At 67.6% G+C, this 20,246-nt stretch carries 25 protein-coding genes and 1 tRNA gene; 14 read left to right on the forward strand and 12 right to left on the reverse strand.

Features of this window, described 5'->3' with window-relative positions; genetic code table 11:
* Nucleotides 1-23: 23 nt before the first annotated feature.
* Both J3U95_RS21310 and J3U95_RS21315 read left to right on the forward strand, forming a co-directional pair.
* Nucleotides 24-113 (forward strand) — tRNA-Ser (locus tag J3U95_RS21310).
* Nucleotides 114-415: 302 nt separating this feature from the next.
* Nucleotides 416-1,054, forward strand: a complete 639-nt coding sequence (locus tag J3U95_RS21315; RefSeq protein WP_208280655.1) for a LysE family translocator — start codon at nucleotides 416-418, stop codon at nucleotides 1,052-1,054.
* Between the two features lie 5 nt (nucleotides 1,055-1,059).
* On the opposite strand, the gene J3U95_RS21320 is transcribed toward J3U95_RS21315, so the two are convergent.
* Genes J3U95_RS21320 through J3U95_RS21335 form a run of 4 tightly spaced genes read right to left on the reverse strand, consistent with a single transcriptional unit; the run spans nucleotide 1,060 to nucleotide 4,093 of the window.
* On the reverse strand, nucleotides 1,060-1,578 hold the full coding sequence (locus J3U95_RS21320; protein WP_208280656.1) for an arsinothricin resistance N-acetyltransferase ArsN1 family B: 519 nt from the start codon (nucleotides 1,576-1,578) through the stop codon (nucleotides 1,060-1,062).
* A gap of 30 nt (nucleotides 1,579-1,608) precedes the next feature.
* Nucleotides 1,609-2,325, reverse strand: a complete 717-nt coding sequence (gene arsH / locus J3U95_RS21325) for an arsenical resistance protein ArsH (protein WP_208280657.1) — start codon at nucleotides 2,323-2,325, stop codon at nucleotides 1,609-1,611.
* Between the two features lie 20 nt (nucleotides 2,326-2,345).
* Complete coding sequence (locus J3U95_RS21330; protein ID WP_208280658.1) at nucleotides 2,346-3,626, reverse strand: arsenic transporter; 1,281 nt, start codon at nucleotides 3,624-3,626, stop codon at nucleotides 2,346-2,348.
* Nucleotides 3,620-4,093: an arsenate reductase ArsC gene (locus J3U95_RS21335; RefSeq protein WP_208280659.1), complete on the reverse strand. Its 474-nt coding sequence runs from the start codon at nucleotides 4,091-4,093 to the stop codon at nucleotides 3,620-3,622. The genes J3U95_RS21330 and J3U95_RS21335 overlap by 7 nt, the downstream gene beginning before the upstream one ends.
* 103 nt (nucleotides 4,094-4,196) lie before the next feature.
* Between J3U95_RS21335 and J3U95_RS21340 the strand changes: the two genes are divergently transcribed.
* Nucleotides 4,197-4,550 (forward strand): ArsR/SmtB family transcription factor, encoded by a 354-nt coding sequence (locus J3U95_RS21340; protein WP_208280660.1) that lies wholly within the window; start codon nucleotides 4,197-4,199, stop codon nucleotides 4,548-4,550.
* 94 nt (nucleotides 4,551-4,644) lie between these two features.
* A complete protein-coding gene (locus J3U95_RS21345) occupies nucleotides 4,645-6,150 on the forward strand; it encodes a DASS family sodium-coupled anion symporter (protein ID WP_208280661.1) in 1,506 nt (501 codons plus the stop codon).
* On the opposite strand, the gene J3U95_RS21350 is transcribed toward J3U95_RS21345, so the two are convergent.
* Nucleotides 6,141-6,713: an isochorismatase family protein gene (locus tag J3U95_RS21350; RefSeq protein WP_229520004.1), complete on the reverse strand. Its 573-nt coding sequence runs from the start codon at nucleotides 6,711-6,713 to the stop codon at nucleotides 6,141-6,143. The genes J3U95_RS21345 and J3U95_RS21350 overlap by 10 nt on opposite strands.
* 113 nt (nucleotides 6,714-6,826) lie before the next feature.
* Between J3U95_RS21350 and J3U95_RS21355 the strand changes: the two genes are divergently transcribed.
* Genes J3U95_RS21355 through J3U95_RS21370 form a run of 4 tightly spaced genes read left to right on the forward strand, consistent with a single transcriptional unit; the run spans nucleotide 6,827 to nucleotide 10,038 of the window.
* Nucleotides 6,827-7,777: a phosphate acetyltransferase gene (locus tag J3U95_RS21355; protein WP_208280662.1), complete on the forward strand. Its 951-nt coding sequence runs from the start codon at nucleotides 6,827-6,829 to the stop codon at nucleotides 7,775-7,777.
* A gap of 1 nt (nucleotide 7,778) precedes the next feature.
* Complete coding sequence (locus tag J3U95_RS21360; RefSeq protein ID WP_208280663.1) at nucleotides 7,779-8,969, forward strand: acetate/propionate family kinase; 1,191 nt, start codon at nucleotides 7,779-7,781, stop codon at nucleotides 8,967-8,969.
* Entirely contained in the window at nucleotides 8,969-9,736 is a 768-nt protein-coding gene (gene fabI, locus J3U95_RS21365) for an enoyl-ACP reductase FabI (protein WP_208280702.1), read from the forward strand. Before J3U95_RS21360 ends, fabI begins: the two co-directional genes overlap by 1 nt.
* A 14-nt stretch (nucleotides 9,737-9,750) precedes the next feature.
* Nucleotides 9,751-10,038, forward strand: coding sequence for an RNA-binding protein (locus J3U95_RS21370; RefSeq protein ID WP_208280664.1), 288 nt, complete (start codon nucleotides 9,751-9,753; stop codon nucleotides 10,036-10,038).
* Here J3U95_RS21370 and J3U95_RS21375 read toward each other — a convergent pair.
* Genes J3U95_RS21375 through J3U95_RS21395 form a run of 5 tightly spaced genes read right to left on the reverse strand, consistent with a single transcriptional unit; the run spans nucleotide 10,035 to nucleotide 12,954 of the window.
* Nucleotides 10,035-10,883 carry an alpha/beta hydrolase family protein gene (locus tag J3U95_RS21375; protein ID WP_208280665.1) on the reverse strand — a complete coding sequence of 283 codons (849 nt, stop codon included), beginning with the start codon at nucleotides 10,881-10,883 and terminating at the stop codon, nucleotides 10,035-10,037. The genes J3U95_RS21370 and J3U95_RS21375 overlap by 4 nt on opposite strands.
* On the reverse strand, nucleotides 10,883-11,137 hold the full coding sequence (locus J3U95_RS21380; protein ID WP_208280666.1) for a hypothetical protein: 255 nt from the start codon (nucleotides 11,135-11,137) through the stop codon (nucleotides 10,883-10,885). Before J3U95_RS21380 ends, J3U95_RS21375 begins: the two co-directional genes overlap by 1 nt.
* A 52-nt stretch (nucleotides 11,138-11,189) precedes the next feature.
* Nucleotides 11,190-11,411 (reverse strand): zf-HC2 domain-containing protein, encoded by a 222-nt coding sequence (locus J3U95_RS21385; RefSeq protein WP_208280667.1) that lies wholly within the window; start codon nucleotides 11,409-11,411, stop codon nucleotides 11,190-11,192.
* A complete protein-coding gene (locus J3U95_RS21390; protein WP_208280668.1) occupies nucleotides 11,408-11,983 on the reverse strand; it encodes a sigma-70 family RNA polymerase sigma factor in 576 nt (191 codons plus the stop codon). Before J3U95_RS21390 ends, J3U95_RS21385 begins: the two co-directional genes overlap by 4 nt.
* Nucleotides 11,980-12,954 carry a catalase family peroxidase gene (locus J3U95_RS21395; protein WP_208280669.1) on the reverse strand — a complete coding sequence of 325 codons (975 nt, stop codon included), beginning with the start codon at nucleotides 12,952-12,954 and terminating at the stop codon, nucleotides 11,980-11,982. The genes J3U95_RS21390 and J3U95_RS21395 overlap by 4 nt, the downstream gene beginning before the upstream one ends.
* A 194-nt stretch (nucleotides 12,955-13,148) precedes the next feature.
* On the opposite strand from J3U95_RS21395, the gene J3U95_RS21400 reads away from it, so the two are divergent.
* The 4 genes from J3U95_RS21400 (at nucleotide 13,149) to J3U95_RS21415 (ending at nucleotide 16,755) form a co-directional block, all read left to right on the forward strand.
* The gene (locus J3U95_RS21400; RefSeq protein ID WP_208280670.1) at nucleotides 13,149-14,591 is read left to right on the forward strand and encodes a catalase; all 1,443 of its coding nucleotides are present in this window, start codon (nucleotides 13,149-13,151) and stop codon (nucleotides 14,589-14,591) included.
* Nucleotides 14,592-14,841: 250 nt separating this feature from the next.
* Nucleotides 14,842-15,384 (forward strand): carboxymuconolactone decarboxylase family protein, encoded by a 543-nt coding sequence (locus J3U95_RS21405; RefSeq protein WP_208280671.1) that lies wholly within the window; start codon nucleotides 14,842-14,844, stop codon nucleotides 15,382-15,384.
* Nucleotides 15,381-15,902 carry a redoxin domain-containing protein gene (locus J3U95_RS21410; protein WP_208280672.1) on the forward strand — a complete coding sequence of 174 codons (522 nt, stop codon included), beginning with the start codon at nucleotides 15,381-15,383 and terminating at the stop codon, nucleotides 15,900-15,902. Before J3U95_RS21405 ends, J3U95_RS21410 begins: the two co-directional genes overlap by 4 nt.
* A 106-nt stretch (nucleotides 15,903-16,008) precedes the next feature.
* A complete protein-coding gene (locus tag J3U95_RS21415) occupies nucleotides 16,009-16,755 on the forward strand; it encodes a hypothetical protein (RefSeq protein WP_208280673.1) in 747 nt (248 codons plus the stop codon).
* Here the strand turns inward: J3U95_RS21415 and J3U95_RS21420 are convergent.
* Together J3U95_RS21420 and J3U95_RS21425 are read right to left on the reverse strand one after the other, a co-directional pair.
* A complete protein-coding gene (locus tag J3U95_RS21420) occupies nucleotides 16,745-17,209 on the reverse strand; it encodes a GNAT family N-acetyltransferase (RefSeq protein WP_208280674.1) in 465 nt (154 codons plus the stop codon). The two genes, J3U95_RS21415 and J3U95_RS21420, sit on opposite strands and share 11 nt — an antisense overlap.
* Nucleotides 17,206-17,895, reverse strand: a complete 690-nt coding sequence (locus tag J3U95_RS21425; protein ID WP_208280675.1) for a hypothetical protein — start codon at nucleotides 17,893-17,895, stop codon at nucleotides 17,206-17,208. The genes J3U95_RS21420 and J3U95_RS21425 overlap by 4 nt, the downstream gene beginning before the upstream one ends.
* 161 nt (nucleotides 17,896-18,056) lie before the next feature.
* On the opposite strand from J3U95_RS21425, the gene J3U95_RS21430 reads away from it, so the two are divergent.
* Nucleotides 18,057-18,605, forward strand: a complete 549-nt coding sequence (locus J3U95_RS21430; protein ID WP_208280676.1) for a GNAT family N-acetyltransferase — start codon at nucleotides 18,057-18,059, stop codon at nucleotides 18,603-18,605.
* A gap of 71 nt (nucleotides 18,606-18,676) precedes the next feature.
* Nucleotides 18,677-20,206 carry a RimK family ATP-grasp domain-containing protein gene (locus J3U95_RS21435; RefSeq protein WP_208280677.1) on the forward strand — a complete coding sequence of 510 codons (1,530 nt, stop codon included), beginning with the start codon at nucleotides 18,677-18,679 and terminating at the stop codon, nucleotides 20,204-20,206.
* Nucleotides 20,207-20,246: the final 40 nt, after the last annotated feature.

Consider the following 20,246-nt stretch of genomic DNA (forward strand, 5'->3'; position numbering starts at 1 on the left):
CACTGCAAGGATCGACCAAAGCCGGAGAGGTGGCAGAGTGGTCGAATGTACCTGACTCGAAATCAGGCGTACGGGTGACCGTACCGTGGGTTCGAATCCCACCCTCTCCGCCAAGTATCATGAAAACAGCCACCGCAAGGTGGCTTTTTTCATTCCGGAACGTCACAGAGGAGTAGGGCGCCTGCGCGCCCTACGTGTGGGGGATTCGAAGGGCATCGCGTACTCGCGATGCCGCGGCCTGCAGGATGTAGGCGAATCCCACCCTCTCCGCCAAGTATCATGAAAACAGCCACCGCAAGGTGGCTGTTTTCATTTCAGCCCTATCTATCGACGCGACAGCAGCGGCGCGCCTGCCATGGCATACTCGACACGCTGTTATTGTTGAACTGCAAAACTCAAACGTCGAGGTGAGCGCATGACCTGGTCGACCTGGCTGGTTTTTCTTTCCGTTTCGCTGGCGGCGGCCTTCACGCCAGGGCCGGGCGTGCTGATGGCGATCACCACCGCCAGCACCCAGGGCGCGGGACGCGCCCTGTACAGTTCCGCCGGCAATGCGCTCGGGGTGTTCATCGTCGCCACCGGCGCGGTGGCCGGCCTCGGCCTGGTGCTCAAGACGTCGGCGCTGGCCTTCGGCCTGGTCAAGGTAGCAGGGGCCGCCTACCTGATCTATCTCGGGGTCCAGACCTGGCGCCGGGCATCACGCGAGTCCACCCCGGCGTCGGGGTCCAACGGCGCGCCGACGATCCTGCAGGCGAGCCGCCTGGCCACCTTCCGCGCCGGTTTGCTGGTCGCAGTGAGCAATCCCAAGGCGATCCTGTTCTTCACCGCCATCTTCCCGCAGTTCATGCCGCTGGACCGCGTCGACGTCGCGCGCTTCCTCATGCTCACGTCGGCGTTCACCGCCTGCACGCTGCTGTCGCACCTGTTCTACGTGGCCGGGGCCACCTGGGTGAAGCGCCGCGTAAAGGGGAGCGCCGCCAGCGCGCGCCTGGCCAAACGTGGCACGGCGGCGCTGTTCGTCGGCATGGGCGGCGCCTTGCTGACGGTGAAGTGAGGTAGTCAGCCAGCCTGGATGTCCGATGGAAGCGCGAGCATCAGCTGCCAGTAGCCGACGTCGATCCGGCGACCGAACTTGAGGCCCACTTCGCTGAAGTGGGCGACCTTGCGGAAACCCAGGCGTTCGTGCAGCGCGACGCTGCGCTCGTTGGGCTGGGCGATGCCGGCAATGACTGTATGCAGGCCGGCCAGGCGCAGTTCGTCGAGCAGGCGCGCGTAGATGCGCCGGCCATGGCCCCGGCCCGCCAGCGCGGGATCGAGATAGACGCTGCTCTCCACCGCATGCCGGTAGGCCGGCCGGGCGCGCCACTTGGTGGCGTACGCATATCCGGCGATCTCCCCATCGACTTCCAGCACCAGCCACGGCAGGCCGCCGCGCGTCACGTCCGCGATGCGCCCGGCCATGTCGGGCTCCATGACCGGCTCTTCCTCGAACGAGATCGTCGTGGTGCCAACGTAGTGGTTGTAGATGGCGCAGATGCGCGCGGCGTCCAGGCTGGTGGCGGGGCGGATGTCGGTCATGGCTTCATGGTAGCAGCTCGTGGAAGCAGCTTACAGCTGCGCGATCTGGCGGTCGATCGCCCGGTTCGCGCGCTCGCTGCGTTCGCTGTAGCGGTCCGTCAGGTAGGCGCTGCTGCCGCGCATCAGCAGCGTGATCTTGTAGAGTTCCTCCATGACGTCGACCACGCGCTCGTAGTAGGCGGACGGGCGCATGCGGTCGTCGTTGCCGAATTCCTTGTAGGCCATCGGCACCGACGACTGGTTCGGAATCGTGAACATGCGCATCCAGCGGCCCAGCAGGCGCAAGGTATTGACGACGTTGAACGACTGCGACCCGCCGCAGACCTGCATCACGGCCAGCGTCTTGCCCTGGCTCGGCCGCACCGAACCCTGCTCCAGCGGTATCCAGTCGATCTGGTTCTTGAAGACCGAGGTGACGGCGCCATGGCGTTCGGGGCTGCACCACACCTGGCCTTCGGACCAGATGCACAGCTCGCGCAACTCGGCCACCTTCGGATGGGTTTCGGGCACGCTGCCCACCATCGGCAGCCCGGTGGGATCGAAGATCTTCACGTCGGCGCCGAAGTGGCGCAGGATGCGCGCCGCTTCTTCGGTCAGCAGGCGGCTGAAGGCGCGTTCGCGCAGCGAGCCATACAGCATCAGGATGCGCGGCGGATGGTCGATGGCGTCCGCGGGAGCGAGCCGTTCGGCGGCCGGCAGGTCGAGGCGCGCCGGATCGATGTTCGGAAGCTCGGGAATCTGGTCCATGGTCGTTCTCGAAAAAAGGTTCAGCCCAAACGCAGCGCGAGCGCGCACAGCGTGAGCAGCAGGATCGGCAAGGTCAGTACCAAGCCGACGCGGAAATAGTAGGCCCACGAAATACGGATGCCCTTGGCCGCCAGCACGTGCAGCCAGAGCAGGGTGGCGAGGCTGCCGATCGGCGTGATCTTGGGTCCCAGGTCGCTGCCGATCACGTTCGCGTAGATCATCGCCTCGCGCACCGCGCCGGCCGTGGCGGTGGCGTCGATCGCCAGCGCGCCGACCAGCACCGTCGGCATATTGTTCATGATGGATGACAGGGCCGCGGCGATGAAGCCGGTGCCCAGCGCCGCGCCCCAGACGCCGTAGGCGGCGCAGCGCTCGAGCAGGGCGCCCAGGCCGTCGGTCAGGCCCTCGTTGCGCAGGCCGTACACCACCAGGTACATCCCGAGCGAGAACACGACCACTTGCCAAGGCGCGCCGCTTAGCACCGCGCGCGTCGGGATGCGGTGGCCGCGCGCGGCGACGACGAGCAGAATGGCGGCGCCGCCGGCCGCGACGGCGCTGATCGGCACGCCGGCGTCGTCCAGCCAGAAGAAGCCGGCCAGCAGCAGCGCCAGCACCCACCAGCCGGCGACGAAGGTCGCGCGGTCGTGGATCGCATCGGCCGGCCGGCGCAGCTGGGAGAGGTCGTAGTGGCGCGGGATATCCTTGCGGAAGAACAGGTAGAGGATGGCCAGGGTCGCCGCCACCGAGACCAGGTTGACCGGGACCATGACGGCGGCGTAGCGCGCGAAGCCGATGCCGAAGTAGTCGGCCGAGACGATGTTGACCAGGTTCGACACCACCAGCGGCAGGCTGGCGGTGTCGGCGACGAAGCCGGCCGCCATCACGAAGGCCAGCGTCGCGCGCGGCGGGAAGCGCAGCGCGGCCAGCATGGCGATCACGATCGGGGTCAGGATCAGCGCCGCGCCGTCGTTGGCGAACAGCGCCGCAACGAGGGCCCCGAGCAGCACCAGCAGGACGAACAGGCGCCGGCCATCGCCCTTGCCCCAGCGCGCCACGTGCAGCGCGGCCCACTCGAAGAAACCGGCGCGGTCGAGCAGCAGGCTGATGACGATCACGGCGACGAAGGCGCCGGTGGCGTTCCAGACGATGTTCCAGACCACCGGGATGTCGGACAGCTGGACCACGCCGAGGAGCAGGGCGGCGACGGCGCCGCCGGCGGCGCTGTAACCGATGCCCAGGCCGCGCGGCTGCCAGATCACCAGCGCCAGCGTGGCGACGAAGATGAGCGAGGCGGTCAGCATGCGCCGATGCGGTCCAGCGCTGCCTTCAGCGCTGCACGGTCGCCCGCCAGCTCGGCCAGCGGCAATGCGAACAGCGCCTGGACGCGGGCCAGCACGATCGCGTAGGTGGCCTCGAAGGCTGCCGCGATTTCCGCTGGCGTGCCTGTTACCTCGCTCGGGTCGGCCAGTCCCCAGTGCGCGCGCACCACGTCGCCGAGGTAGGCCGGGCAGGTCTCTCCGGCGGCATTGCCGCAGACCGTCACCACCACGTCCGGCGTGAGCGGCAGGTCGTGCCAGGATTTGCTGGCATAGCCGTCGACCGCGATGCCGTGACGGCGCAGCAGGGCGACCGCATCCGGGTTGAGTCGGCCGATCGGCTGGCTGCCGGCGCTGATGGCCTCGAAGCCATGCGGGGCGAGATGGTTGAATACGGCTTCGCTCAGGATCGAGCGGCAGGAATTGCCGGTGCAAAGGAACAGGAAGTTCATGGAAGTGGATGGTGTCGGAGTTGATCTCAATATTTCAATAGATATTGAGATGATGCCTCGACTATAATCGAGGCACTGAAATGGTTCAACTGGAATGTCGAGGATGGAAACGAAACAGGTACTGGCGGCGCTCGCCGCCCTGGCCCAGGAATCGCGGCTGGCGATCTTCCGGCTGCTGATCCAGGCCGGTCCAGCGGGACTGCCAGCCGGGAAGATCGGCGAGGAACTGGGCATCGCCTCGTCGGCGCTGTCCTTCCACCTGAAGGAACTGGTTCACGCCAACCTGGTGACGGCACGCCAGGAAGGGCGCTTCGTCATCTACACGGCGCAGTTCGACACGATGAGCGGGCTGGTCGGTTTTCTCACCGAGAACTGCTGCGCCGGCGTTCCCTGCGGGATCGACACGCCGGGCAGCGCTTGCCCACCGCCAGACGCTGTGCAGCGGCGGTGTTCCTGACCATCGCGGTCAACAATTGATGCAATGCAACATTCCTCTGCTAACATATTAACCAGTTGTCGTTATCTGGTTGTACTGTTAGGAAGGAATCGTCATGCTGTCGCAATTGCAGGCCATGTTTCGTTACTTTAACCAGGCAGTGCCGTTCCGCCTGGTTCCCGCCCTCGTCACCACCGCCGTCCTCTTCACGCTACTGGCGCTGCCCCATCCCGAGGGGCTGAACCCCGATTCCTGGGGCCTGGTCGCCATCTTCCTCACCACCATCGTCGCCATCATCCTGAAGGTGATGCCGATCGGCGTCATGGCGCTGATGGCCATCGTCATCGTCTCGCTGTCGCAGGTGACGTCCGGCTCGTCGAAGGGCGCCATGGCCGACGCCCTGAGCAGTTTTTCGAGCCCGCTCATCTGGCTGATCGTGGTCGCCGTGCTGATCTCGCGCGGCCTCAAGAAGACGGGCCTGGGCAACCGCATCGGGCTGCATTTCATCGCGCTGCTGGGCAAGCGCACGGTCGGCATCGGCTACGGCCTGGCCGTGTGCGAACTGGTGCTGGCGCCGTTCACGCCCAGTAATACCGCGCGAGGCGGCGGCATCGTGCACCCGATCATGAAGTCGATTGCCAGCGCCTTCGATTCCGACCCGGCCAAGGGCACGCAGGGCAAGGTGGGCACCTATCTGGCGTTGGTCAACTACCACGCCAATCCGATCACATCGGCGATGTTCCTGACCGCCACCGCGCCCAATCCGCTGGTGGTCGACTTCGTCGCCCGCGCCAGCGGCCAGAGTTTTCACTTGAGCTGGACCACCTGGGCCCTGTGCATGGTGCTGCCGGGCCTGGTCTGCCTGTTCCTGATGCCGCTCGTCGTCTACCTGCTGGCGCCGCCCGAACTCAAGAAGACGCCGGATGCGGTGCATTTCGCGCGCAGCGAACTGGCGCGCATGGGACCCTTGTCGGCCAAAGAGAAGGTCATGCTCGGCACCTTTGGCCTGCTGCTGGTGCTGTGGGCGAACGTGCCTGCCATGCTATTCGGGCCTGCATTCACGCTCGATCCCACCGTGGTCGCCTTCCTCGGCCTGTTCACCCTGATCATCACGGGCACTCTCGACTGGGACGATGTGCTGTCCGAGAAAAGCGCCTGGGATACGCTGATCTGGTTCGGCGCGCTCGTCATGTTGGCCGAGCAGCTCAATAAACTGGGCGTCATCACCTGGACGTCGAACGGCATGCGCGATGCGATCGCCGCCAGCGGCATGGGGTGGGGTGCGGCGGCGACCGTGCTGGTGCTGGCCTTCGTGTTCTCGCACTACCTGTTCGCCAGCACCACGGCCCACATCAGCGCCATGATGTTCGCCTTCCTGTCGGTGGGCGCGGCGCTGGTGCCGGGCGAGTACCTGGTCCTGTTCCTGCTGATGATGACCGCCGCCTCGGCCATCATGATGACCCTGACCCACTACGCCACCGGCACTTCGCCGATCATCTTCGGCAGCGGCTACGTGACGATGGGGGCGTGGTGGCGCATCGGCTTCATCATGTGCGTGTTCGAGCTGGCGGTGTTCGCCATCGTCGGCGGCGCCTGGTGGAAGGTCCTCGGCTACTGGTGAGCGCTGACGGGCTCGGACTTGACCAGCGCCAGCACCTCGCGAAAGTGCGGATGGCGGCAATCGTGCAGCCACTCGAACAGCACCATCTCGTGGGTCACGATGGTCGCGCCGGCATGTCGCAGGCGGCGCATGGCGGCGGCGTGGTCCGACGGGCGGCGCGAGCCGCTGGCGTTCTCCACCACGAATACCTCTCGTCCGGCGCGCAGCAGGCCGAGCGCCGTTTGCAGCAGGCAGACGTGGGCTTCGCAGCCGGCGAGCACCACTTGCCCGCGTCCGGGCGCCTGCGCGTCGAGCCCCGCCAGCAGGCCATCCGCGCAGGCGTCGAAATGCGTCTTCGCCACCGTTTGCACGCATAGCCGCGCCAGTGCATCGGTATTCGGGCCGAGACGGTCGGGGTTCTGCTCCGTCCCCAGCACCGGCACTTCGAGCAGCGCCGCAGCGCGCGCCAGCACCTGCGCCCTGGCGACGACGTCGTCCGCGCCTTGGATGGCCGGCATCATCCGGGCCTGGTAGTCGACCAGCACCAGGCTGCTGGCCCGGGCATCGATTGCGTTCATCGTCATTCGGCCTCGGATTTTCTTAAGCCAGATTAAGTTCTGCTGCAATGCAGCATAAAACCGTTGCTTTGGTACCATCTAATGCTACCATCTTGCGGTCACAGCACGAGGAGACAGCCATGGAACCGGTGAACACCACGCATCCCTATTATGACCGGCTGATCGCCACCGCGCGCGAGCAGGGGCCGGTCACGGTGGCGGTGGCGCATGCCTGCGACCGCTACGCGATCGAGGCGGCCCTGGATGCGGCGCGCATCGGCCTGATCACGCCACTGCTGGTCGGCCCGCAAGCGCGCATCCACGCTGCGGCCGACGCGGCCGGCCTCGACATCGGCGCGCTGGCCCTGTTCGATACCGAGCATAGCCACGCTTCGGCCGCGCGCGCTGTGGAACTGGTGCGCGAGGGAAGGGCATCGGTGCTGATGAAGGGCAGCCTGCACACCGACGAACTGATGGGCGCCGTGGTGTCGGGCGCTACCGGCCTGCGCACGGCGCGGCGCCTCTCCCACTGCTTCGTGATGGACGTGCCGGGCCGCGGCGAGCCCTTGATCATCACCGACGCCGCCATCAACATCATCCCCGACCTGGCGGCCAAGCGCGACATCGTGCAGAACGCGATCGACCTGGCCCGGGTGCTCGGCTTCGAGGGCGTGCGGGTGGCGATCCTGGCGGCGGTGGAAACCGTGAGCGACAAGATGCCGTCGACGATCGACGCCGCGGCCCTGTGCAAGATGGCCGACCGCGGCCAGATCACGGACGCGATCCTCGACGGCCCGCTGGCGATGGACAATGCGATCGACCTGCAGGCCGCCGCCGTCAAGGGCCTGGTGTCGCCGGTGGCCGGCCGCGCCAACGTGCTGGTGGCGCCGGACCTCGAAGCCGGCAACATGCTGGCCAAGAGCCTGAGCTTCATGGCCGGCGCGGCGGCGGCCGGCATCGTGCTCGGCGCCCGCGTGCCGCTGATTCTCACCAGCCGCGCCGACACGGTCGCGGCGCGCCTGGCCTCGTGCGCGGTGGCGGTGCTGCTGGCGCGCCACCAACTGGCCAGCGCCCAGCTGGCGGGGCGCTGAGATGGGAGCCAGCGACTGCGTCGCCGTCATCAACGCCGGCTCGTCCAGCATCAAGTTCTCGGTCCACCGCCTGCCCGACCTGGGGCTGGCCTTCAAGGGCCGGATCGAGAACCTGTACCGTGGCGCGACCCGCTTCATCGCCCAGGACGCCGGCGGCGCCACGGTCGGCGAGCACACCTGGCCGGACGCGCTCGACCACCACGCCGGCATGGCCTTCCTGATCGACTTCGCCGAGCGTGAACTCGATGGCTACCGCGTGCGAGCGGTGGGCCACCGCATCGTGCACGGCGGCGTCGACTACAGCGGCCCGCAACGCCTGATTGATCCCGTGCTCGAACGCCTGGAGCGGCTGGTGCCGCTCGCGCCGCTGCACCTGCCGCACAACCTGGCGCCGGTGCGCGCCCTGATGGCGCTGGCGCCCGGATTGCCGCAGGTCGGCTGCTTCGACACCGCCTTCCATACGGCGCAGCCGGCGCTGGCCCAGGCCTTCGCGCTGCCGCCCGAGATCACCGACCTGGGCATCCGCCGCTACGGTTTCCACGGCTTGTCCTACGAATACATCGCGGCCACCTTGCCGGAGCATGAGCCCGCGCTGGCCGGGGCGCGGGTGGTCGCTGCCCACCTCGGCAACGGCGCCAGCATGTGCGCGATGCGCGGCGGGCGCAGCGTGGCCAGCACCATGGGCTTCACCGCCGTCGACGGCCTGCCGATGGGCACGCGCTGCGGCGCCCTCGATCCGGGCGTGGTGATCTACCTGATCGAGGAACTGGGCATGAAGGTGTCCGCCGTGCAGCGCCTGATGTACCAGGAATCGGGGTTGCTGGGGGTGTCCGGCCTGTCGTCCGACATGCGCACGCTGGAGGCGAGCAGCGATCCGCGCGCGCAACTGGCGATCGATCTGCTGGTCTACCGGATCGGCCGCGAGCTCGGTTCGCTGGCGGCCTCGCTGGGCGGCCTGGATGCGCTGGTGTTCTCGGGCGGGATCGGCGAGAACAGCGCGCGCCTGCGCGCCGCCGTCTGCGAGGGCGCCGCCTGGCTCGGCGCCGAACTCGATCCCGGCCTGAACGGCGCGCCGCCGCCCGGCGTCGCCCGCATCAGCGCGCCGGCCAGCCGGGTCTCGATATGGCTGGTGCCGGCCAACGAAGAGCTCATGATCGCCCGTCATACCCTCGACCTGCTGGAGACCGCATGATGCACCATCATCCCATCCTGGAAGGCAGGCGCGCGCTGGTGGTCGGCGTCGCCAACGAGCATTCGATCGCCTGGGGCTGCGCCAGATCGTTCCATGCGCTGGGCGCCGAGCTGGTGCTGACCTACCTGAACGACAAGGCGCGCCCGCACGTCGAACCGCTGGCCGCGCAGCTCGGCGCGCGCTTGCTGCCGCTCGACGTGCGCGAGCCGGGGCAGCTGGAAGCGCTGTTCGCCGAACTGGCGCGACTGGGCCGGCTCGACATCCTGGTGCACTCGATCGCCTTCGCGCCGAAGGCCGACCTGCAGGGCGGCCTGCTCGACTGCTCGCTGGACGGCTTCCTGCAGGCGATGGACGTGTCCTGCCACTCCTTCGTGCGCATGGCGAAGCTGGCCGCGCCCTTGATGACGCAGGGCGGCAGCATGTTCGCGATGAGCTACCACGGCGCCGACAAGGTGGTGCCGAACTATAACGTGATGGGACCGGTGAAGGCGGCGCTGGAATCGAGCTGCCGCTACCTGGCCCACGAACTCGGACCGCGCGACATCCGCGTGCATGCCATCTCGCCGGGGCCGCTCAAGACGCGCGCCGCCTCGGGCCTGAAGGATTTCGACCTGCTGCTGAGCGATGCGGTGGCGCGTTCGCCGCTGGGAGAACTGGTCGACATCGACGACGTCGGCCAGGTATGCGCCTATCTCGCCTCGGATTTCGCGCGCCGCCTGACGGGCAGCACCGTCTATGTGGACGGCGGCCTGAACATCATCGCCTGAACCCTGGAGCAACCATGAAAGTCATCCTGTCCGGCCTGCACGGCGACGCCTGCGAAACCGCCATCGTCGAAAGCTTCGCGCCGTTCTTCCACATCCGCCACGTCGAGATGATCCGCGAAGGTTCGCCCGACAGCCCGTGGGCCGTGCTGCACATCGCCGATTCCTACGAGCGCGCCTGGGAAGCCTGCAATGCGCTGCGCGGCGTCTTCCACCGCGGCAAACGCCTGCACATGTACATCCCGCTGCACCAACCAGACATCTATCACGAGTTCGAGCCGCACCAGCGGGTCGATATCCGCTAGCGGGCGCCTGCGGCCACGAGCGTGTCGAACCAGTCGAGCGCCGCATCCCACAAGGGCCGGGCCTGCGGCTTGAAGTAACCCATGTGGCCGAGCCGGAGGTCGGCGACGTTCACCGCCTTCACGGGCGCACCGTCGTAGCCGGCCATGAAGGCGTCGCGCGAGGCCGGCGGCGCCCAGCGGTCGTCGAGCGCATTCCAGGCGATGATCGGCGTGGTCACGCGGGCAAAGCCCAGCGCGGTCTCGCGCATCGCCGGATCGTCGAAGAAGTAGCGCGGGAAGCGGCACCAGTCCTTCCACTGGCGGTAGACGCCGCGCGGCACGTCGGCGCCCATGCCGATCCGGCTCCAGGCCAGGTAGCCGTGGCGCCAAACAAGCCAGGGACCGGCGACGCGCCACAGGAAGTGCACCTTCAGCCGCTCCAGCGGCGGCATCCAGCCATGCCAGCCCGCGCCCGTGCCGAAGGCGGCCAGGCCTGCGACCCGCGCGTGGTTCGGCAGCAGGCCGAGCGCCTGGCCACCGAACGAGTGGCCGGCCAGCAGCAGCGGGGCGGCGTCGTGCGGCACCGAATCGATCACCGCCGCCAGGTCGAGCCGGGCCCAGTCCAGGAAATCGCCACCGAAGCCTGCCAGCGACGGCGGGGCCGAGCGGCCGATGCCGCGGTAGTCGAAGGTGGTGACCGCATAGCCGCGCGCTGCCGCGTGCTCGGCGAAGCGCCGGTAGAAACCTTGCGGCACGGCGGTCGCGCCGGCCACGACCAGGTGGCCGCGCAGCCGTCCCTGGGCCTCGAAGCGGTCCGCCTCGAGCAGGTAGCCATCCCGGGCGCGGATGGTGATCGGGGTCGCCATCAGGCCTGGGTATGCGCGAGGGTGGAATGCGGCGCGACCGGCAGCACCTTGGCGCCGATGACCAGGCTGGGCAACTCGATCACGCCGCGTTCCTTCGCCTGCGGCACCAGCCCTGGATGCAGGCACAGGTCGACCACCCGCAAGCCGGGAATGGCGGCGCCGAGGGTGAGCGCGATGTCCAGGCACAGGCGACAACCGTCGTGATAGAGGATGGGCGCGCCGGCATCGGAGGATGGGGAGGGGAGCGGGGTCATGATTGCCTCGATATGATTAGGATTCCTAATGATAATTCAATGGCGCGCCCTGTCAAGCATCGTCCGGCGCCGCATCGCGCGCGAGCAGGGTGTCGAGCTGCGCGAACAGCTGGGCGAACTGGCGCGACGCCACCTGGCAGGCGGCGCAGCCGGCCAGGTGCGCGGCCAGCTGGCGTGCCTGGTGCGGCGTGAGTGGCTGGTCGCGCGCGCCGGAGACGAGCCAGGTGGTGTCACGGCAGGTGATCGCGCTGGTGGTATCGGTGGTGTCGGTCATTCGGGTTCTCCCCAGCTGCGCACCGTGCATTCGCGCAGGCGCATGCGCGCGCGGTACAGCACCACGCGCAGGTTGGCATTGGTGAGCATGCAGTGCTCTTCGATTTCCTTCAGTTCCATGCCCAGGTATTCGCGCATCAGGAACAGGCGCGCCGTGTCCTCCGGCAGGCGGCGCATGCACAGCTCGACGATGTCGAGCAGCTGGCGCTGGGCGGCGAGGGTGGCGCCGCACATGGTGTCGACGAAGGTGTCGGGGTGCCAGGCGCCATCGACCGTGAACAGGCCGTCGAATTCGTCCTCGCCATCGGACGCGCAGGCCGGCGTCTGTGCAATCGGTCCGGGACGCCGGCTGCGGATCAGGTCGACGATCTTGTGGCGCAGGATCCCGGTCAGCCAGCTGCGCAGGGTGGCGCGGCCGGCGTAGCCGTTCCAGCCGCGCGCCGCGCCGACCAGGGTATCGTGGACGGCGTCTTCGGCATCGGCCTGGCTGCCCAGTTGCAGGCGCGCCAGGCGCAGCAGGAAGGGGCGCTCGCCGGCCAGGGCCTGCCACGGATCGCGCGACCCGTCCATCATTGCGCGAGGCGGCGCGACAGCGAGACCGCGTAGGCGGCGCCGCGCGCGTGCAGGATCGGATCGTCGCTGGCTGCGATTCCTGTGGGCAGCGCCAGCGGCATATAGACCACGCCGTTGCAGGCATCGTGCGGCGCCTGTCCCTTGACCAGCAGGCGGCCCAGCTCGACCTTGCCGGCGCCCTGCCACACGGTGCTCGGATCGAGCAGAGAGTCGCCGGCGGCCGGCAGCTGGGCATACAGCGTGAAGCCGACGGGGCCTGCGCCCAGCCGCGTGGCCAGTTCGTCCTGCAGGAACAGGTCGGGCAGGGCCTTTTCTTCGTCGGCGCTCAAGAACTGTACCGGCGCGAAAGGTTCGGCGACGATGCGCGCATGCTGGACCTTCTTGCCGCGGCCGCTGAACACGAAGGCGTTGTTCGAGAAGTAGGGCGTGCTGGCATACGAGCTTGGCGCCGCATGCGCGGCCAGCAGCGCCGGCTGGCGCGTGCCGTCCGGATGGGCCGCGTTGTGGGCGGCAATCTTGGCCGGGTCGGGCTTGCCGGTGGCCGGATCCGGCACGCGCGCCTGCAGGAAGCTGACGAAGGATTCCGGCGTGGCGGCAAAGAAGGCCGGCTCCGAGATCAGGAGCAGGTCCCAGGTCTCGTTTGCGCCCGCCACGCGCATCGACATGCCGCGCACGCTGCGGCTCTTGTCCGAGGCCTTCGGATTGCCGCCGCCGACCGAGAAGCGCACATTGGCCGGCACGCTGTTTTTCCCGAACAGCGGACCGTCGGCGAAGTCGCGCGCGCTTTTCGCGGGCTGGAATTCGCCGGCCGCGCAGAAGCCCTTGGCGTGCGAGGCGCGCATGCCGGCGTGCGAACCGAAGGTGCCGTTGAGGGCGTCGACCAGGCCGGCGGGGCTGGTGTCCTGGGCTTGTGCGAGAGGGGCGCCGGCGGCGCCGATCGCCAGCACGGCTGCGGCGAGTGTGGTGTTCATATTGGACTCCTGTTTGATGGTTGGTGCCGTTAAGTCGGCGTACCGGCCAACTCGTTACAGCCTGCGGCGTTTTATTTTTCCAATCGCTGCGAGAGCAATTTTCAATTTGCCCAAAAAAATTAGGTGTCCTAATCTTATCTCCAGTTTCAACGCAGAGCGAAAGCAAAGCAACCCCACCATCCAAGGAGACCTTGATGAATACATTGACCACCGCCGCAGGCGCACCCGTCGTCGACAACCAGAACACCATGAGCGCGGGGCCGCGCGGCCCCCTGTTGCTGCAGGATGTCTGGTTCCTTGAAAAACTGGCCCACTTCGACCGCGAAGTGATTCCAGAGCGCCGCATGCATGCCAAGGGCGCCGGCGCCTATGGCAGCTTCACCGTGACCCACGACATCACGCGTTATACCAAGGCGCGGCTGTTCTCGGAAATCGGCAAGAAGACAGAGCTGTTCATGCGCTTTTCGACGGTGGCGGGCGAGCGCGGCGCGGCCGACGCCGAACGCGACATCCGCGGCTTCGCCATGAAGTTCTATACGGAGCAGGGCAACTGGGACCTGGTCGGCAACAACACGCCGGTCTTCTTCCTGCGCGACCCGCTGAAGTTCCCCGACCTGAATCACGCCGTGAAACGCGACCCGCGCACCGGCATGCGCAGCGCCGACAGCAACTGGGATTTCTGGACCAGCCTGCCCGAGGCGCTGCACCAGGTGACGATCGTCATGAGCGAGCGCGGCATCCCGAAGAGCTACCGCCACATGCACGGCTTCGGCAGCCACGCCTTCAGTTTCATCAACGCGGACAACGAGCGCTTCTGGGTCAAGTTCACCTTCAAGACCCAGCAGGGCATCGCCAACCTGGACGATGCGCGCGCCGCGGCCCTGATCGGCCGCGACCGCGAAAGCCACCTGCGCGACCTGTACGACAGCATCGAGGCCGGCGACTTCCCGCGCTGGACCATGTATGTGCAAATCATGCCCGAGAAAGAGGCGGCCACGTATCGCTACAACCCGTTCGACCTGACGAAAGTGTGGCTGCACGAGGACTATCCTCTGATCGAGGTCGGCGTGCTGGAACTGAACCGCAACCCCGAGAACCACTTCGCCGAAGTGGAGCAGGCCGCATTCAGCCCTGCCCACGTGGTGCCGGGCATCGGCTTCTCGCCCGACAAGATGCTGCAGGGCCGCCTGTTCTCGTATGGCGACGCGCAGCGCTATCGGCTGGGCGTGAATCATCACCAGATCCCGGTGAACGCGCCGCGCTGTCCGGTGCACAGCTATCACCGCGACGGCGCCATGCGGGTCGACGGCAACCGCGGCGGCACGCCGGCGTATGAGCCGAACCGCCATGGCGTATGGCAGGAGCAGCCGGACTTTCGCGAGCCGCCGCTATCGCTTGAAGGTGCGGCCGACCACTGGAACCACCGCGTCGACGACGACTATTATTCGCAGCCGGCGCTGTTGTTCAGGAAGATGTCGCCGGCCCAGCAAGACCTGCTGTTCGAGAACACGGCGCGCGCCATCGCGGGCGCCTCGAGCGAGGTCAAGGCGCGCCATATCGCCAACTGCAACCTGTGCGACCCGGCCTACGGCGAAGGCGTGGCCCTGGCCATCGCCCGCCACGATGAAGGTATTTGAAGATTTTTAGTTAGGAGTCCTTGACATTATCCCAGCAACTGCTATCCTGTGTTCTCAGGCAGCCAGGCAGCCGACACCGCAGCATCCAGGCAGTAAAGAAGCAGGACGTCCCGCGCATGCCGCCGCATGCCGGGCGTCGCGAGGTCGGCGGCATGACTGCCTTTTTTTAAAGCTAATAGTTAGGACTCCTTTGTAAATGGGTGATGTGGCCGCACCCTTCGACCCGGCCAATCGACTGAAAGGAAACATCATGTCCCGTATCGAACTCGTCAACCCGACCACCGCCCAGGGCGCCAGCGGCGAACTGCTGCAACAGATCAAGGGCGCCTTCGGCGTCGTGCCGAACATGTTCCGTGGCGTGGCCAATTCGCCGGCAGCGCTGACTAGCATGTGGGGCTCGTTCGGCGCCCTCGGCGGCGGCACCATCGGCGCCCGCCTGGGCGAGCAGATCGCCGTCGCGATCGCCGACCGCAACGAGTGCCACTACTGCCTGGCGGCCCACACCGCACTCGGCCGGAAAGCCGGCGCCACGCTCGAGGAGATGGCGCAAGCCCAGGCCGGCCAGTCGAGCGACCCGCAGACCGCCGCCGCCCTGCGCTTCGCGCTGGCCGTGGTCGAGAAGCGCGGCCACGTCGACGCGACCGAGGTGCAGGCCCTGCGCAACGCCGGTTTCGACGACGGTGCGATCGTCGAGATCATGGCCCACGTTGCGCTCAACCTGTTCACCAACTACGTGAACGTGGCCTTCGACGTGCCGGTCGACTTCCCTGGCGTGAAGCTGCGCGCAAAATGAACGCGCCACTCCACAACGCCCCCGCGCCCGAGTTCGAGGTCAGCGGCTGGCTGAACGCCACGCAGGCGCCGACGCTGGCGTCCCTGCGCGGCCGGGTGGTGGCGGTGTACGCCTTCCAGATGCTGTGCCCGGGCTGCGTCTCGCACGGCATCCCGCAGGCCAAGGGCATCCGCCAGCTGTTCGGACAGGACGAGGTCGCGGTGCTGGGCCTGCACACGGTGTTCGAACACCACGACGCCATGAACGAGGGCGCCTTGAAAGCCTTCGTCCATGAGTACCGCATCGGCTTCCCGGTCGGCATCGACCGCGCCAGCGACACGGGACCGGTGCCGCGCACGATGGAACGCTATGGCTTGCGCGGCACGCCAACCTTGCTGCTGTTCGACCGCCAGGGTGTGCTGCGTCACAGCCTGTTCGGCCGGGTCGAGGACATGCAGGTCGGCGCGCTGATCGGCCGGCTGCTGGCCGAACCCGTCGAGGCCGCGGGCTGCGACGGCGACGCCTGCAGCGTGCGCTAGCAACAGCAAAAGTAACCGCGTCGGTGCGGCGCGCCCTGGGAGCGGGGCGCCGCCGGCCACCATCGAACGATTCGATTCACCCGCAGAACAAGAAAGAGAACCTGATATGAAACTGATCCAGACCACCCTTGCCGCAGCCCTGTCGCTGACCATGCTCGGCGCCTTCGCCCACCAGGGTGACCACAAAGGCGGCATCAAGAGTGCCCCGACCAAAGGCGTGAAAGCGCCATTCGACATCCACCACACCAAGATCACGACCGAGGGCAATATCGCGACCTTCCACGTGTCGGTCTCGGGCAAGGCCGGCGCATCGAAGCCAGCCAAGACCGGCAAGCTGGCCGGCAGCAAGGTGTTTTCTTACGTGTGGCCGACCACGATGGATCCGTCGACCGTGGGCTTCGAGCGCGGCGCCGGCATCCTGGCCTTCGCCGTGACCTCGCACCCGGATTTCGACGACACCCCGCTGTACGACGAGAACGGCGACGGCAAGCTCGATAACGACGGCGACCTGTGGCACTCGCACTGGGTGGTGCTGACCAAGGATGCCGCCTGCGGCAAGGACGCGCTCAAGATCGTCGACATCCCGGAAGGCGCCAAGCCGAAGCTGCCGAAGACCTGGCCCGGCCTGCCGATCCTGATCGACAGCCCGGCCTACAGCCCGGTCTTCAAGGGCGACACGCTCGAAGTGAAGGTGCCGTTCGACGACATCGGCGCGCTTAATGCGGCCAGCTTCGACGGCGTGACCGCGGCCCTGCGCATCAACGAGAGCGTGCACAATCCGCTGGTCTGCGTGGCCGACGTGTTCAAGGTCGCATCAAGCAACCTGAGCCTGCCGGGCAAGGTCAACCAGTAAGCGGGAGCGGCTTCTGCAGGCGCAGCGCATCCATGCCGTCGTGGTAGTAGGCGGCGTGGCGGCCGAATTCGCGGTAGCCGCGTCCGCGAAACAGCGCCAGCGAGGCCGCATTGTCGGCGCGGATCTCGAGCCGCAGGCAGGTGTAGCCCAGCGCGCGCGCCTGCCGTTCGGCGGCATCGACCAGCCGCGCGCCGACGCCCCGGCCCAGGTGGGCCGGGTGGGTCGCGATCGAATACAGCCGCGCGATCGTCGAGTTCGCGCGAAACAGCAGCAGGACGTAGCCGCGCAAGGACGTGTCGTCATCGGCGTCGACCAGCAGGGCGCCATGCGCGCTGGCGAGCAGGTAGCGAAAGCGCCGCCGGTCGAGCCGGTTGCCGGGAAAGCTGGCGTCCTCGATGCCGACCAGCGCCGCGACGTCGTCCAGGGTGGCGCGCCGGATGTGCATGTTGTTCATCCCCACAGTGCGTGCGCCGCCCCGAGTTGCGCCACCGGCAATGTCGACAGCTTCGGCAAGGTGGCGTACACCTCGTCGTACAGCGCGTGCATCTCGGCGGCGGACTCGGGGTCGCAGGTTTCGGCGTCGCTCACGCAGCGTCCGGGACCATAGTCATGCGCGGCCGGCCGGTGCAGGACGACGTTGGCCAGGCTGGCGTCCTGCACGCGCGCCACGTGCGCCAGCACGGCCGCGCGCTCTTCCACCAGGGGACCCTTGGCGCCGCAGACCGCGACGAACAGCACCCGCATGCCGGGATTGAAGGCGCGCGCGGCGTTCAGGCGTGCCAGCAGCCGGTACTGGCAATCGAGATCGATCTCTGCGCCGCGCACCGGCACCACCACCAGCCGCGCCGAGGCCAGCACGCAGCGGCATTCCTCGGTGTCGCGCGCGCCGGCGTCGACCAGGATGTCGTTGAACAGCGGGCGCAGCGCGGCCAGCCGCGTCTTGATCGCGCGGCTGCCGACCTGGCGCGTGTCGATCCAGGGCCGCACTGCCGCTGCGCCGCGCTCGGCGCCCCAGCCGTCGTCGCGTGCGGTATTCATCAGGCACACCCGGCGCCCGCTGCGCGCGCGCAGCACCGCGAGATTGCGCGCGATGACGCTGCGGTCGGGATTGCCATGCTGGTTGACGATGGCGATGATCATGGTGGCCTCCAGTCCAGGTTCGATGACGGCAAGCGTAGCGGGGCGGCCGTAAAAACAGGGAAAAAGACAGGGCAGGGCAGGTCAATGCAGTGTAAATGCGCGCTACCGCGATCCGTCTTGCCGGGATAAGGTGCCGATCCCCGATCAATCCTGGAGTCGCCATGCCCGACCTTCTTTTTCCTGTGATTTCCACCGAGCGCCTGCGCCTGCGCGCACTGCGCCCAGGCGATGCGCCGGAGCTGCTGGCGCTGTACGCCGATGCCGAGGTAATGCGCCACTGGATCCATCCGCCCTGGACCGCGCTGGCGCAGGCGCAGGCGGCGATCGACGAGGCGCGGCGCGACCTGGCCAGCGGGCGCGCGCTGCACCTGGCGATCGAAACGCGCTTCGATGGCCGCCTGGCCGGCAGCTGCGCGCTGTACGACATCGCGCCCGAACAGCGGCGCGCCACGCTCGGCTACCTGCTGGCCGCGCCGTACTGGGGGAGGGGAATGGCGCGCGAGGCGCTGCAGGCCCTGCTGGGACATGGCATCGCGACCCTCGGACTGGAACGCATCGAGGCCGAGGTCACGCCGCACAACGTCGCGTCGCAGTCGCTGCTGGCGCGCCTCGGCTTTCGCCGCGAACGACGCCTGCCTGCCCGCTGGCGCGTCGGCGGCGCGACCCGCGACGTCGACCTGTGGGCGTTTACACTCGCTTGCCATGAGTAGGGCGGTTCTTTATACGGTTTTTATGGCTGCGCCGCTAGAGTGGCGGGCAACCCAACTCCGGCATCGCCACCATGACCACGCACTCCACGAATTGTTCCGAGTCTGATCCCGACAGCGAGGCGCGAACGCGCCGCCTGGTGGTCGTCGACCACGCGCGCGACTGGCGCACGCCCGACGGCGATTGCACCGTGATCGAGGCCGACGACTTCCTGGCGGCGAGCGCGCCGGACGACGGCGCCCTGGTGATCAACCTGTGCGGCAGCTACAAATACCTGTCGGTCGGCTACTACTGCTCGCTGATGGCGCAGGCCAGGGGGCAGCAGGTGCTGCCGTCGGTGAAGACCATCAACGACCTGTCGCGCAAGGCGATCTATACCCTCGACACGGGTGAACTCGACCGCGCGCTGAACGAGGCGCTCGGCGCCGGCGGGGTGCCGATGCCGGTCGCGTTCTCGCTCGACATCCGTTTCGGGATGACCGACTACACGCCGCTGGCCGGCCTGGCGCGCAGCATCTTCGACACCTTCCCGGCGCCGCTGCTGCGGGTCGACTTCGCACGCGGCGACGCATGGCATATCGCCGCGATCCGGATGCAGGGCGCCGGCAGCCTGGGCGACACGGAACGCAGCGCCTGCGCCGCATTGGCGGCCGCCTGGGAAGGCTTGCCGCGACGCGCACCAGGCGCACGCCGCTATCGCTATCGCATCGCCATGCTGCATGACGCGCACGAGGAGCTGGCGCCGAGCAATCCGGGCGCGCTGGCGCGCTTCGTCGCCGTGGGCCGCGAACTGGGCCTCGAGCTGGCGCCAATCTCACGCCAGGATTTTTCGCGCCTGGCCGAGTTCGACGCCCTGTTCATCCGCGAGACCACCGCCATCAACCACCACACCTATCTGTTCGCGAAAAAGGCCGAGAGCGAGGGATTGGTGGCGATCGACGACCCGTCCTCGATCCTGCGCTGCACCAACAAGGTGTATCTGGCCGACCTGCTGCGGCGGCACGGCATCCCCACGCCGCTCACCTTGACCCTGCAGAAGGCCGATGCCGTCGCGCTGGCCGCCATCGAGGCCAGGATCGCCTATCCGATGGTGCTGAAGATCCCGGACGGCGCCTTTTCGCGCGGCGTCGTGAAGGTGCGCGATGCGGATGAATTCCGGCGCGTGGCGCAGGAACTGCTGCGGCAGTCGGCCCTGATCCTGGTGCAGGAATACCTGTACACCGATTTCGACTGGCGCATCGGGGTGCTGAACCGGCAAGCCATCTTTGCCAGCAAATACTTCATGTCGAAAGGCCACTGGCAGGTCGCCAAACGCGACGCCAGCGGCAAGGCTGAATTCGGCATGGCGGCCGCCGTGCCGCTGGACGAAGCGCCGCCCGAGCTGCTGGACTACGCGCTGCGGGCGGCCAACCTGATCGGCGACGGCCTGTATGGCGTGGACATGAAGATGACGCCGCGCGGGCCGGTGGTGATCGAGGTGAACGACAATCCGAACATCGATGCCGGCGCCGAGGACAGCGTGCTCGGCGACGAACTGTACCGGATCGTGCTGCGCGACTTCGTGCGGCGCCTGGACTCGCTGCACGGGACGAATCCTAATTAGGACTCCTTGACAAACCCGCGTGCTTTGCTATCCTGAAGCA

The sequence above is a fragment of the Massilia oculi genome, assembly GCF_017582745.1.
In the GTDB taxonomy this organism is placed as follows: domain Bacteria; phylum Pseudomonadota; class Gammaproteobacteria; order Burkholderiales; family Burkholderiaceae_D; genus Telluria; species Telluria oculi_A.